The sequence below is a fragment of the Streptomyces sp. WM6378 genome, from assembly GCF_001279695.1.
Taxonomy (GTDB): domain Bacteria; phylum Actinomycetota; class Actinomycetes; order Streptomycetales; family Streptomycetaceae; genus Streptomyces.
In genome coordinates this window covers 1-12,575 of sequence record NZ_LGDD01000044.1, presented here as the reverse complement: position 1 = coordinate 12,575, position 12,575 = coordinate 1, and the positions used below count along the sequence as shown (strand labels likewise).

Genomic DNA, 12,575 nt, shown 5'->3' with positions numbered 1-12,575 from the left:
TCCGCCCCGGACCCCCGTTCGCGCCTGAAGGGCGCTCGTCCTCAAACTCCCCCAAGGCCTCAAGGGCCAGGGGGGACCCCCATGACAGGCTGAAGATGCCGACCCCGCCAGGGGCGCGGGGAACTGCGCGACCAGCCACGCACGGTCCGCAGCCGAAGCACCCCACCCCGAGCCGAAGCACCCACCCCGGAGGCCACGCGGCGGAGCCCCAGTGCACCCCGCCTCGCCGCACAGCCCCCGGCGGGGCCAAAATGCCGGGCTCGTCCTGCTTCCGGCTACGCTCGGGCTCATGAGCTGGCTTCGGGCGCTGAGGGAGACCGCCCGCTCGGGGCTGAAGGTCGAGCGGCGGCGGCTCGAACCGCTCGTCGCCCTGCGCGGCGCGGCAGGACTCGCCATCGTCGTCGGCATCAGCCTCAGCCTCTTCGGCCCCTCCGTCGCCGCGAGCTCCGCGTTCGGCGCGTTCCAGGGGGCCATCGCCACGTACCAGCGCAGCTGGCGCCCGAGGCCCGTGCTCGCCCTCGCCTCGGGGCTCTCGCTCGCGATCTCCACCTTCCTCGGATACCTCGTCGGTACCCATTCGCCGTTCTTTCTCGTCCTGCTCGCGCTGTGGACCTTCCTGGCCGGTCTCGCCTGGGCCGTCGGGCCGACCGTCGGGGTGATCGCCTCGTCCAACGTGGCGATCATGCTGGTCACCGTCACCCTGCCGAGCTCGCTCGTCGATGCCGCCGGGCACGCCGGGATGATCGCGTTCGGCGGGGTCGTGCAGGCCGCTCTCGTCGTTCTCTTCCCGATCCGCAGATGGGGCGCCCAGCGCGACGCGCTCGCCGACGCACTGGCCGCGGAGGCCGATTACGCGCGGCGGCTGCGGCACGACCCGGTCGCCCCCTTCGACCCGGAGCCCCTGATGACCGCCCGGCTCGCCGCAGCCGTCACCCCGCGCGAGGCCCGCCGCCGGCCCGCCGAGCTGCACGGCGCCCGGGGCGTGGCCGAGCGGATCCGGCCGGTGCTCGCCTCGCTCGCCGACCCCGCGCTCGGCGTGCCCGCGGAGGGCGACGAACGTCACCGGGTACGGGAGTTGCTGGCCGCCGCGGGCACCGTTCTTGACGCCGCCGCCCGGGCCATCCGGCACGGCGAGGCCCCCGTCGTCCCGCCCGCCGCCGAGGCCGCGCTCGCCACCCCCGACACCGGTGCCATCCTCACCGGCCCCGCCCGCCGGGCCGCCGCCCGGCTCACCGCGCTGCTCGCCGACGTCGTCGAAACCGCCCGGGGCAGTGGCACCGGCGGGGGAGCGGAACCGCTCCTGCGGCCCACCCTGCTCCGCCTGGTGCCGGTCGCCCTGCGCACCATGCGCGACGAGCTGGGCCGCCGCCGCTCCCCGGTGTTCCGGCACGCGGTACGGGTCTGCGCGGTGGCGACGGCGGGCTATCTGCTCGGCCACGTCCTGCCGTTCGGCCACGGCTACTGGGCGCCGATGGCGTCCGTGATGGTGATGCGCCCCGACTTCTCGCTCACCTACGCCCGCGCGGTCGCCCGGTTCGGCGGCACCCTCGTCGGCGTCGCGCTGGCCACCGGCATCGTCCAGCTCACCCACCCCGACACCGGCCTGTCCGCCGCCATCGCGGTGACCTGCGCGTTCCTGGCGTATCTGCTGATGCGTACGGGCTATGCGGTGCTGAGCGGCTGCGTCTCCGCGTACGTCGTGTTCCTGCTCGGCATGGGCGGCCTCCAGTGGACCCAGACCGTGCCCGACCGGGTGTTCCTGACGCTGCTCGGCGGGGCGCTCGCGATGATCTCCTACGCCGTCTACCCGGCCTGGGAGACGCCGCGCCTGCGCACCCGGCTCGCCGACTGGCTTGCCGCGAACGGCCGTTACGCCTCGGCCGTCGTCGCCCACTACGCCGACCCCGGGCGCGGCTCCGGCGAGATCCGTCAGGCGCTGCTTGATACGCGCGCCGCCCGCATCGCCTGGCAGGAGGCGCTCGACAAGGCCACCCACGAGCCGGTGCGGCACCGGGGCCTTTCGCGTTCGGCGGCCGAGGAGGCCGCCCACGCGCTCAGCCAGCTGGGGCGCACGGCCATGCTGATGGAGGCGCATCTGCCGGACCGGGACGCGGTCCCGGTGCCGGCTGCCGCGAAGTTCGCCGAGGCGCTGCGGGAGGCCACCGAGCAGGGGGCGAAGGCGGTGCGCGAGCGGCGGGTGCCGCGGTGGGAGGAAGTCGAGCAGGCCCTGGCCGCCTGGGACGGCGAGGGCGTGCCCGACCGCGTGGTGCGCAGGGGAGCCGGTCTGATCGTGCACTGCCTCGACGACCTGACCGACGCCCTGGCTGTGCCCAACACCCCTAAGCCATAAGGGAGTTGGGCACTTTCGGCGTTACGGGGTCGGAAGGCCGGCCGTCGGGAGGCCGGTCGGGAGCGAGCCCGCCTTGCCCCGGGCGAAGGAGTCCGTCCCGCCGCCCTGCCACTTGACCTCAAGGGCGCCGCCCTTGATCGTGGCCATGCCCTGGGTGCGCTCGGTGTTCCCGTCCGCGCACTTCAGGGTGAGCATGGTCATGCCCGAGGTCTCGGCGACGGTGCCGGAGCACACGTGCGGGGAGAGCAGGGCCACGCCCTTGTCCGCGATGGCCATGGTGACGGCCTTGCCGCCGCTCGTCGCGGTCCAACTCCCTTGCAGCTCACTGGACTTGGCCGCAGTGCCGCCGCCGCCCGGCGCCGACGAGGAGCTGTCCGAGCCGGACGGCGGCTTGGTGGCAGGCTTGTCGTCGCTCTTGCTGCTGCCGCAGCCGGTCAGAACGAGCGCGACCGAGAGCCCGGCGGCGGCGAATCCCGCGGTACGTATGTGCCTGTGCACGGCTGTCTTCCCCCTGTGAACGGTGTTTGGGACCGCAGCAAGCTACCAGCCGGACGGGCGCCGCCTACCAGGAGGATTTGCGCACGCCGGGCAGGAATCCGGCATGCGCCTCCTGCCTCAGCCGCACCCGCGAAAGACCGAATTTACGGAAGTGTCCGCGCGGCCGGCCGTCCACGGCGTCGCGATTGCGCACCCGGGTGGCGCTCGCGTCCCGCGGCTGGCGGTCCAACTCCAGCCGTGCGGCGGCCCGTTCGTCCTCGCTCGCGGACGTGCTGCGGATGATCGCGGTCAGCACGGCCCGCCGTGCGGCGTACCGGGCGACGACCATCTTCCGCTTCTCATTCTTGGCGATCTTGCTCTTCTTCGCCATCAGACCTTCACCCCACGGCCACGGATCCGGGCCACGGCGGCCTCGATGCCGATGGTGTCGACGGTCTTGATGGCCCTGGCGCTGAGCGCGAGCCGCACGTACCGGCCCTCGCTGGGCAGCCAGTACCGCTTGCGCTGGACGTTCGGGTCGAAGCGGCGGGACGTGCGCCGGTGGGAGTGCGAGATGCGGTTGCCGAAACCGGGTTCGGCACCGGTCAGCTGGCAGCGGGCGGACATGGTCGTTCCTCTCGGAGACAGGGACGGGGGGCGATGGGCCAGGGAGGCCAGGGCCACCCTAACCCCTCTTGCAAATGAAAACCATTTCCATATACTCGGGGGCATGGCTCGCAACGAACTCCGTCCGGTCATCAAGCTCCGCTCCACGGCGGGCACCGGGTACACGTACGTGACCCGCAAGAACCGGCGGAACGACCCCGACCGCATGACCATCCGCAAGTACGACCCCGTGGCCGGCCGCCACGTCGACTTCCGAGAGGAGCGCTGAACAGCGATGAAGCCTTCGATCCACCCCGAGTACGGACCCGTCGTCTTCCGCGACAAGGCGGCCGGGCACGCCTTCCTGACCCGCTCCACGCTGGCGTCGAGCACGGCGAAGCGCATCGAGTGGGAGGACGGCAACGTCTACCCCGTCGTCGACGTCGAGATCTCCGACCGGAGCCATCCCTTCTACACGGGCAACGCGCGCGTGATGGACACGGCGGGCCGAGTCGAGCGCTTCGAGCGCCGGTACGGATCCGGGCGCCAGGGCGGCTCCGAGCGGCGGTCCGGCGCCGCATGACCGGTCAGAAACTGCCCGTCGCGATCGTCGGCGGGCTGCACGCCGACGCCCGCCGGGCCGTGGTGGAGCGGCTGCTGCGCGCCGTCCCCGGCAGCATCGCCCTCCACCACGACCTGGCGGGCGCCGCCGCGAAGGGAACGGTCCGCCGCACGGTCCGCGACACCCTGGGCGTACGGGACGAGGGCGAGGCCCCGCTGGTCAACGACTGTGCGTGCTGCGCCCTGCGCGAAGACCTGGTCCCCGAACTCGTGCGCCTCGCGGACGGCGGCTCCACCCGGCTCGCGATCGTCGAACTGTGGGACTCGGTCGAGCCGAAGGCCATGGCCGAAGTCATCGACGCCCAGAGTGGGGTGCTGACCATCACCTCCGTCATCACCGCCGTCGACCCCGCCCTCCTGCTGCCCTGCCTGGGCAACGGCGACGACCTCGCCGACGTCGGGCTCGCCGCGGCGGCCTCCGACCGGCGCACGGTCGCCGACACCTGGGCCCGCCAACTGGAGTACGCCCCGGTCCTCGCGATCGTGGATGAGGGGGAGGCCGACGACGAGGACCGCGCGCTGCTGGCCCAGCTGCATCCGACGGCCCGTCACATCCCTTACGAATCAGGTGAGTTGGCGGAAGCCTCCCTCGCCGGATTCGACGTGGAGGCGGCTGCCGCCCGCCAGCATCCGGCGTGCGCGCTGCTGCCGCAGGACGCGGACGACGCCGGCGTCGGCACGTACGTCTGGCACCGCACCCGCCCCTTCCACCCCGGGCGCCTGTACGAGGCGTTGGAGGACCTGTGCTGTGCGGCCGCCCGCAGCCGGGGGCGGTTCTGGCTCGCCGACCGGCCCGACACGCTGCTCGCCTGGGACGCCGCGGGCGGCGCGCTCTGTGTGGAGAGCGCGGGCCCCTGGCTCGTCGCCCTTCCCGACGCGGCCTGGGAGATGGTCCCGCCGGTACGCAGAGCGGCGGCCGCCCTCGACTGGCACCCCGAGCACGGCGACTGCTGCCAGCACCTGGTCTTCACCTCGCCGGGCCTCGACCGCGACGGCCTGTCCGCGCTGCTCGACTCCTGCCTGCTCACCGACGCCGAGTACGCCGCGGGCCGCGACTCCTGGAAGCTCCTGCCGCCCGCCTTCGACGCCTTCCTGGAGGTCTGACCCGTGCCCAAGCGACCCCGCACCGCTACGAAGCCCCGGCCGAACCCGCTGGACCGCGACGGCATCACGTACATCGACTACAAGGACACCGACCTGCTGCGGAAGTTCATCTCCGACCGCGGCAAGATCCGCAGCCGCCGGGTCACCCGGGTCTCGGCCCAGCAGCAGCGCGCGCTGGCCCGAGCGATCAAGAACGCCCGCGAGATGGCCCTGCTGCCGTACTCCTCGACCGCCCGGACATAGCCCCGGATCCGCTCCCCGCTCTCCCGGCCCCCGTCGGCACTCTCAAGGTGCTGAGGGGGCCGGTCCCGTATGCGGACGCGGGCGCGGTCGTGCGGGTGTTTGAACCTTGCGGGCCAGGGACGCGTCTCTTCTTCCGGTGCGGGGATGCGACCCGTGACGGCTGTAACCGCCCGGGCACCCCGCGTGCACGTGCATCTTCCCATGCAGGCGCACATGAACACAGCTATGATCCGGGGCAGTTGACCATTCACAGTTGCACGTCCGCACATCCCGGGAGCGACCTTGCACCACGCGTACAACGGCATGGCGGCAGCGGAGCTTCAGGGTGCCGCGTGGCAGAAGAGCCGGCACAGCAACTCGCAGGGATCCTGCGTCGAATTCGCCAAACTGCCCGGCGGAGGGGTGGCGGTACGCAACTCACGCCACCCGGACGGGCCCGCTCTGGTCTACACCAGGGCGGAGATAGAGGCGATGCTGCTCGGCATCAAGGACGGCGAGTTCGACCATCTGATAGCCGACTGACAGGCGGCAGCGCACGGCTGCCGGCCGACGGCCGACAGATGGCAGATGACGGACGACGGCTGGCAGCCGGCCAACTCTGAAATGTGTCAGCTCACTCCGCCGGCGCCAGCCGGAACAGTGCCCATACGACCTTGCCGCTGATCGCGCCCGACAGCGGGTGCCAGCCCCAGCTGTCCGCGAAGGACTCGACCAGGAACAGGCCGCGGCCCGACTCCGCGCCGAAGTCGTCGCTCTCGCGCTCGACCGGGCTCTCGTTGCTGGGGTCGCGCACCGCGCACACCAACCGGCTTGTCCAGCGCATGAGATGGAGCCGTACCGGCACCTCGGTCTCGCGCGGGGTGTCGGCGGGCAGGGCGTGCCGCAGCGCGTTGGTGACGAGTTCCGAGACGACCAGGGCGACATCGTCGAAGCGCTCGCCGAGGCCCCACTGCGTGAGGGTGGACCCGGTGAACTTCCGTGCCCCGCGCACCGCTTCGTAACGGGCGGGCAGCGCACAGGATGCGGAACCCGCCACGGTCGAGGGGTCGATGGGGGGAAGCGCCTGCCTCAAGGGCTCAAAAGGCTCCAGCATGGTCGATCCATTCGTCCCCATGCGAGGCACTCCCGTGGTTCGCGGCCGTGGCGGTACAGGACGCAAGCGACTAGACGCAGTTGAGCACGCAGGTGCGCGGGGACCATGGTTCCGAATGCTTCGGCCCGATGCAAGGGCAGATGCACGTGCACGCGACCGACCTGTCCCCGACCGTGCCGTTTCTTGCTCATTTCTTCCTCAGAAGTTCCCAGAAGTTCCTCAGGCCGATTTCACTCCTTGACCATTTCCGTAATCACGCGGGTACGGGGTGAAGCGTTTTGATGGCAGACTGCCCACCACCATTGGATGGGGAGGACGGCGAAGTGACCGCAGGGGAGGCATGGGGATCCCCCCGGCCGAGTGCAGTCGAGGCCGGCGGAGGTTCGGTGGTCCGGCGCATTCTGCTGGGCTCTCAGCTGAGGCGCCTGCGCGAGTCGCGCGGCATCACGCGGGAAGCAGCCGGCTATTCGATCCGGGCGTCCGAGTCCAAGATCAGTCGTATGGAGTTGGGGCGGGTGAGCTTCAAGGCCAGGGATGTCGAGGACCTGCTCACGCTCTACGGCGTCGGCGACGAGGCGGAGCGCCAGTCGCTGCTCGGGCTCGCCAAGGAGGCCAACATCGCGGGCTGGTGGCACAGTTTCGGCGATGTGCTGCCCGGCTGGTTCCAGACATACATCGGCCTGGAGGGCGCGGCCTCACTGATCCGCATCTACGAAGTCCAGTTCGTGCACGGCCTGTTGCAGACCGAGGCGTACGCCCACGCGGTGGTCTCGCGGGGCATGCACGGAGCGCCCGCCGCCGAGATCGACAAGCGCGTCGCGCTGCGTCTTGAGCGGCAGAAGGCCCTGGTGTCGGAGCGGGCCCCGCAGTTCCACGCGGTCCTCGACGAGGCCGCGCTGCGCCGCCCGTACGGCGAACGGGACGTGATGCGGGGGCAGTTGAAGCACCTCATCGAGATGTCGGAGCAGCCCAACATCAACCTTCAGATAATGCCGTTCAGCTTCGGCGGGCACGCGGGGGAGAGCGGTGCCTTCACGATGCTGCGGTTCCCCGAGTCGGACCTGTCGGACATCGTGTATCTCGAACAGCTCACCTCCGCACTGTATTTGGACAAGGCGGAGGAGGTCGCGCAGTACGAACGGGCGATGGCCCGGCTCCAGCAGGACAGCCCGGGCCCGGAGGAAAGCCGCGATCTTCTGCGCGGACTCCTTCAACTCAGCTGACTCATCAGTAGGATGACGTCACATCAGGCCAGTAACGCGGTTGACCGCGCGGAGCCGGCGGACACAGCAGTAGGGGATGGCATGTCCTTCTTCACCGACCTCGCCCACCAGTTCATAGACGGCCAGTGGCGCACCGGCAGCGGGTCGTGGGACATCATCGACTTCGATCCGTACAACGGGGAGAAGCTCGCCGCCATCACGGTCGCCACCGTCGAAGAGGTCGACGAGGCCTACCGGGCGGCCGAGCGCGCCCAGCGCGAGTGGGCCGAGACCAATCCGTACACCCGCAGACTCGTCTTCGAGCGCGCCCTGCGCATCACCGAGGAGCGCGAGGCGGAGATCATCGAGGCGATCACCACCGAGCTCGGCGGCACGCGGCTCAAGGCGGTGTACGAGGTCCACCTCGCCAAGGAGTTCCTGCGCGAGGCGATCCAGCTGGCGCTGCGCCCCGAGGGCCGGATCCTGCCGTCGCCGGTCGACGGCAAGGAGAACCGGGTCTACCGCCTCCCGGTCGGCGTGATCGGGGTGATCAGCCCGTTCAACTTCCCGTTCCTGGTCACCATCAAGTCCATAGCCCCGGCACTGGCGTTGGGCAACGCGGTCGTCCTCAAGCCGAACCAGAACGCGCCGGTCGTCGGCGGCGGGCTCATAGCGAAGATCTTCAAGGACGCGGGGCTGCCCGCAGGGCTCCTGAACGTCCTGGTCACCGACATCGCCGAGATAGGCGACGCGCTCATAGAGCACCCCGTGCCCAAGGTGATTTCGTTCGCCGGCTCGGACCGCACCGGCCGCCACGTCGCCTCGGTCGCCGGCAGTCACTTCAAACGCGTCATCCTGGAGCTGAGCGGCAACAGCGCCCTGGTCGTCCTCGACGACGCCGACCTCGACTACGCGGTGGACGCGGCGGTTTTCAGCCGCTTCGTCTATCAGGGCCAGGTCTGCATGGCTGCGAACCGGATCCTGGTCGACCGCTCGATCCTGGAGGAGTTCACCGGTAAGTTCCTCGCGAAGGTGACCTCGCTCCGGACCGGCGACCCGGCCGACCCCGCCACCGACATCGGCCCCGTCATCAACAACTTCCAGGCGGAGGCGCTGACTTCACTGGTCGACCAGGCCCTCGCCGAGGGCGCGACCGCGCTCGTACGGGGCCGCACGCGGGGCAACCTGGTGGAGCCCACCGTGCTCACGGGACTGCCCGCCGACTCTCCCGTCCTGCGCCAGGAGATCTTCGGACCGGTCGCCCTGCTCATCCCGTTCGACGGGGAGGAGGAGGCCGTACGCATGGCGAACGACAGCCCGTACGGACTCAGCGGTGCCGTGCACACCGCCAACGTGGAGCGCGGGGTGCGGTTCGCCAAGCGGATCGACACCGGGATGATGCACGTCAACGACTCGACGATCCAGGACGAGCCCCTTGTAGCCTTCGGCGGCGAGAAGTACTCGGGGCTCGGGCGGCTGAACGGCGACTCCACGGTCGAGGCGTTCACCACGCAGAAGTGGATCTCGGTCCAGCACGAGCGCAGCCCCTTCCCGTTCTGACGGAAATCAGAGAGCCGCTGACAGAGGACAACTGACAGCTGACAGAGGACAGAATCTGACCTCTTTCGTCTCTAGCGTGGTTCTTGTCAGCAGGCCGGGACACCGGATGCAGCACTCGAACGAAGGCGGTCGGATCATGCCCACTCACGTTCCCGCAGAGGCACACGGCGACGAGCGCGGCGCTCTCCTCAGCTTTGTGGAAGCCCAGCGCGGCGGGCTGCGCCGCGCCGTCCTCGGCCTCACCGAGGAGCAGAACACCAGCCGCCCGAGCGCCAGTGCGCTGTCCCTCGGCGGACTGATCAAGCACGTCGCCGAGACCGAACTGAACTGGCTGCGGATGGCACAGCAGCGCCCCAACGAGAAGCAGCGGGACCAGTCGAACTGGCACGAGAGCTTCCAGCTCCTCGGTGACGAGACCACCGAGGGCATGCTCGCCTTCTGGGCCGAAGTGGCCGTCGAGACCGAGGAGTTCATCCGCAAGGTCCCCTCGCTCGACGACACCTTCCCGCTGCCGCCGGCCCCGTGGTTCCCGAAGGAGGGCCGGGTCTCGATGCGCTGGCTGATGATGCACCTCGTCGAGGAGACGGCCCGGCACGCCGGGCACGCGGACATCATCCGCGAGTCCATCGACGGCAAGACGGCGTTCGAGCTGGTGGATCTCGCGAACCGCTGAGCCGGCCGCGACGGGTGGGGCCATAGGCTTGCGGCCATGTCAAGCATCCGTCTCCTCGTCCTCGGCGCGGTACGTCAGCACGGCCGGGCACACGGCTATCAGGTGCGCAACGACCTGGAGTACTGGGGCGCCCACGAGTGGTCCAACGCCAAGCCGGGTTCGATCTACCACGCGCTCAAGCAGATGGCGAAGCAGGGCGTCCTCCTCGCCCATGAGGTGGCTCCCAGCACGGTCGGCGGGCCGCCGCGCACGGAGTACGAGCTGACGGACGCGGGCCGCGAGGAGTTCTTCCGGCTGCTGCGCGAGGCGCTCGCCTCCTACGACCAGAAGATGGACGTCCTGTCGGCGGCGCTCGGCTTCATGGTGGACCTGCCGCGCGCGGAGGCGGTCGCCCTGCTGCGTGACCGGCTGGACAAGCTGGCGGGCTGGCGCGCCTCGGCGACGGAGTACTACACGCCGGAGGAGGGCCCGGGCCAGCTCGGCCACATCGGCGAAATCATGAACATGTGGGTCCACTCCGCGGATGCCGAGGCGGAGTGGACCCGCGGTCTGATCGCCCGGATCGAAGGCGGGGCGTACGTCTTCGCGGGCGAGGGCGAGCCGTTCGTGGGGGTCCTGGCCGAGGGCGAGGAGAACCCGTTCGCGACGGGTGAGCGGGACCCCGGGGACGATCACTAATCAAGTTTGACGAGTAAGAGGCGATCGGTTACCTTCGACCGAGTAGTCAAGCTTGATTACTGCGCGGAGGCTGCTGAATCCGCGAGGTGCGAGAGCAGTTGAAGGAGAAGAGATTGCCCGACGCGGACGTGAACGGATACTCGATCCTCGTGGAGGAAGTCGGCAAGCGGTACGGGGCGAAGCGGGTGCTCGACGGGCTCGACCTGGCCGTGCGGCGCGGCACGGTGCACGCGGTGCTCGGGCCCAACGGGGCAGGCAAGACCACGGCCGTACGGATCATGACCACGCTGTTGCGCCCCGACGCGGGCCGGGTGCTGGTCGCGGGCCACGACGTACGGCGCGAGGCGGGCGAGGTGCGGCGGCGGATCGGGCTGCTCGGGCAGCACGCGGCCGTCGACGAGGAGCTGGGCGGGCGGCAGAACCTGGAGATGTTCGGCCGGCTCCACCATCTCGGGGCGCGCCGGGCGGGTGCGCGGGCCGATGAACTCCTGGTCCGCTTCGGCCTGGCGGACACCGGCCGCAAGGCGGTGCGGCACTACAGCGGGGGCATGCGCAGGCGGCTCGACCTGGCGGCGTCGCTCATCACCGACCCGGAGGTGCTGTTCCTGGACGAGCCCACGACCGGGCTCGATCCGCGCGGCCGGGCGGAGGTGTGGGAGGCGGTGCGCTCGCTGGTGGGCGGCGGTACGACGGTCCTGCTGACCACGCAGTACCTGGAGGAGGCGGACCAGCTGGCCGACCGGATCTCCCTGATCGACGGCGGCAGGGTGGCCGCCGAGGGCACGGCGGACGAGCTGAAGGCGACGGTGGGTTCGGACCGTATCGAGGTGGTGGTGGCCGACCACTCCCAACTGTCGGACGCGGTACGGGTGTTGGGGCTGCCCGGGGCGGTCGTGGACCGGGACCGTCGCTTGCTGAGCGCGCCGGTCGCGGACCGGATGGGGGTGCTGGTCGATGTCGTACGGGAACTGTCGGCGGCCGGTATCGAGGCGGAGGACATCGCGGTGCGCAGACCGACGCTGGACGAGGTGTTCCTCTCTCTGACGGAGTGCGAGCGGGAGGTGGCGGTGTGAGTGCGGTCGGCTGGGTGGTCGCGGACTCCTGGACCATGACGCGGCGCGAGCTCGCGCACTGGGCGCGGCAGCCGGTGCAGGTGGTGGTCGGTCTTGTCTTCCCCGTGATGCTGCTCCTTGTGTTCGGCTACCTGGTGGGCGGCGGGCGGGGCGTGTCCGGCCCGTACGTCGACTTCCTGGTGCCGGGGATGCTGGCGCTGACCATGGCGTTCGGGCTCGAAGGCACGATGCTGGCGGTGACGCAGGACCTCAACAAGGGGGTGGTCGACCGGTTCCGCTCGATGCCGATGGTGTCGGGGACGGTGTTGGTCGGGCGGGCGGTGGCGGACATGCTGCAGTCGGCGGCGGGGCTGGTCGTGATGATCGGCGTGGGGTACGCGATCGGGTGGCGGCCGGACGGGGGTGCGGGCTTCCTCGCGGCGCTGGGTCTCCTGCTCCTCCTCCGCTTCGCGATGCTGTGGGTCGGGATTCACCTGGCGATGGTGGCGGGGCGGCCGGAGCTGGTGCAGGCGGTGCAGATCCTGGTGTGGCCGGTCGGCTTCCTGTCCAACGCGTTCGCCGCGCCGGCGTCGATGCCGGGGTGGTTGGGGGCGGTCGTGGAATGGAACCCGCTGTCCGCGACGGCTACGGCGGTGCGGGAGCTGTGCGGCGCGGGGGCGGGGGGTTCGTCCTGGGCGGCCGAACATGCGGGGGTGTTGGCCGTGGGATGGCCGGTGGTGCTGGTGGGGTTGTTTCTGCCACTGGCGGTGGGGCGGTTCCGGAGACTGAGCGGGTAGGGGGCCGGGGCTGGGGCGGGGCGGGGGGCCCTCCCCCCCCCCCCCCAAAAATTTTCGGGCGCGCCCCGCGGCCCCCCCCGGGGGGGTGGGGGGAAGCCCCCGCCCCCCATTTTTCCCCC

16 protein-coding genes are annotated in these 12,575 nt (G+C 70.7%); 12 read left to right on the top strand and 4 right to left on the bottom strand.

Annotated features, from left to right (window positions below):
* Positions 1-289: 289 nt before the first annotated feature.
* Positions 290-2,350, top strand: coding sequence for an FUSC family protein (locus ADK54_RS06865; RefSeq protein WP_053724634.1), 2,061 nt, complete (start codon positions 290-292; stop codon positions 2,348-2,350).
* A gap of 21 nt (positions 2,351-2,371) precedes the next feature.
* Here the strand turns inward: ADK54_RS06865 and ADK54_RS06860 are convergent, their stop codons facing one another.
* The 3 genes from ADK54_RS06860 to rpmB all read right to left on the bottom strand — a co-directional run bounded on the left by ADK54_RS06860 (position 2,372) and on the right by rpmB (position 3,454).
* Entirely contained in the window at positions 2,372-2,848 is a 477-nt protein-coding gene (locus ADK54_RS06860; protein WP_053724631.1) for a hypothetical protein, read from the bottom strand.
* 64 nt (positions 2,849-2,912) lie between these two features.
* On the bottom strand, positions 2,913-3,218 hold the full coding sequence (gene rpsN / locus ADK54_RS06855; RefSeq protein ID WP_053724630.1) for a 30S ribosomal protein S14: 306 nt from the start codon (positions 3,216-3,218) through the stop codon (positions 2,913-2,915).
* Positions 3,218-3,454: a 50S ribosomal protein L28 gene (gene rpmB / locus ADK54_RS06850; RefSeq protein ID WP_053724629.1), complete on the bottom strand. Its 237-nt coding sequence runs from the start codon at positions 3,452-3,454 to the stop codon at positions 3,218-3,220. The genes rpsN and rpmB overlap by 1 nt, the downstream gene beginning before the upstream one ends.
* A 103-nt stretch (positions 3,455-3,557) precedes the next feature.
* Here rpmB and rpmG point away from each other — a divergent pair, with 103 nt between their 5' ends.
* From rpmG to ADK54_RS06825, 5 genes are all read left to right on the top strand, one after another.
* Complete coding sequence (rpmG, locus tag ADK54_RS06845; RefSeq protein WP_053724628.1) at positions 3,558-3,722, top strand: 50S ribosomal protein L33; 165 nt, start codon at positions 3,558-3,560, stop codon at positions 3,720-3,722.
* Positions 3,723-3,728: 6 nt separating this feature from the next.
* The gene (locus ADK54_RS06840; protein WP_053724627.1) at positions 3,729-4,016 is read left to right on the top strand and encodes a type B 50S ribosomal protein L31; all 288 of its coding nucleotides are present in this window, start codon (positions 3,729-3,731) and stop codon (positions 4,014-4,016) included.
* A complete protein-coding gene (locus tag ADK54_RS06835) occupies positions 4,013-5,158 on the top strand; it encodes a CobW family GTP-binding protein (protein WP_053724626.1) in 1,146 nt (381 codons plus the stop codon). Before ADK54_RS06840 ends, ADK54_RS06835 begins: the two co-directional genes overlap by 4 nt.
* Before the next feature lie 3 nt (positions 5,159-5,161).
* On the top strand, positions 5,162-5,401 hold the full coding sequence (gene rpsR, locus ADK54_RS06830) for a 30S ribosomal protein S18 (RefSeq protein WP_053724625.1): 240 nt from the start codon (positions 5,162-5,164) through the stop codon (positions 5,399-5,401).
* Between the two features lie 282 nt (positions 5,402-5,683).
* The gene (locus ADK54_RS06825) at positions 5,684-5,923 is read left to right on the top strand and encodes a DUF397 domain-containing protein (RefSeq protein WP_053724624.1); all 240 of its coding nucleotides are present in this window, start codon (positions 5,684-5,686) and stop codon (positions 5,921-5,923) included.
* Positions 5,924-6,014: 91 nt separating this feature from the next.
* Here ADK54_RS06825 and ADK54_RS06820 read toward each other — a convergent pair whose 3' ends face one another.
* Positions 6,015-6,515 carry an ATP-binding protein gene (locus ADK54_RS06820; protein ID WP_078966169.1) on the bottom strand — a complete coding sequence of 167 codons (501 nt, stop codon included), beginning with the start codon at positions 6,513-6,515 and terminating at the stop codon, positions 6,015-6,017.
* A 302-nt stretch (positions 6,516-6,817) separates the two neighbouring features.
* On the opposite strand from ADK54_RS06820, the gene ADK54_RS06815 reads away from it, so the two are divergent.
* From ADK54_RS06815 to ADK54_RS06790, 6 genes are all read left to right on the top strand, one after another.
* The gene (locus ADK54_RS06815) at positions 6,818-7,717 is read left to right on the top strand and encodes a helix-turn-helix domain-containing protein (RefSeq protein ID WP_053724622.1); all 900 of its coding nucleotides are present in this window, start codon (positions 6,818-6,820) and stop codon (positions 7,715-7,717) included.
* Between the two features lie 81 nt (positions 7,718-7,798).
* A complete protein-coding gene (locus ADK54_RS06810; protein ID WP_053724621.1) occupies positions 7,799-9,256 on the top strand; it encodes an aldehyde dehydrogenase family protein in 1,458 nt (485 codons plus the stop codon).
* A 136-nt stretch (positions 9,257-9,392) separates the two neighbouring features.
* On the top strand, positions 9,393-9,929 hold the full coding sequence (locus ADK54_RS06805; RefSeq protein WP_053724633.1) for a DinB family protein: 537 nt from the start codon (positions 9,393-9,395) through the stop codon (positions 9,927-9,929).
* Between the two features lie 36 nt (positions 9,930-9,965).
* Positions 9,966-10,607, top strand: coding sequence for a PadR family transcriptional regulator (locus tag ADK54_RS06800; RefSeq protein WP_053724620.1), 642 nt, complete (start codon positions 9,966-9,968; stop codon positions 10,605-10,607).
* A 113-nt stretch (positions 10,608-10,720) separates the two neighbouring features.
* Positions 10,721-11,680, top strand: a complete 960-nt coding sequence (locus ADK54_RS06795) for an ATP-binding cassette domain-containing protein (RefSeq protein ID WP_420717269.1) — start codon at positions 10,721-10,723, stop codon at positions 11,678-11,680.
* A gap of 35 nt (positions 11,681-11,715) precedes the next feature.
* The gene (locus ADK54_RS06790) at positions 11,716-12,456 is read left to right on the top strand and encodes an ABC transporter permease (protein ID WP_078966170.1); all 741 of its coding nucleotides are present in this window, start codon (positions 11,716-11,718) and stop codon (positions 12,454-12,456) included.
* The last annotated feature ends 119 nt before the right edge of the window (positions 12,457-12,575 follow it).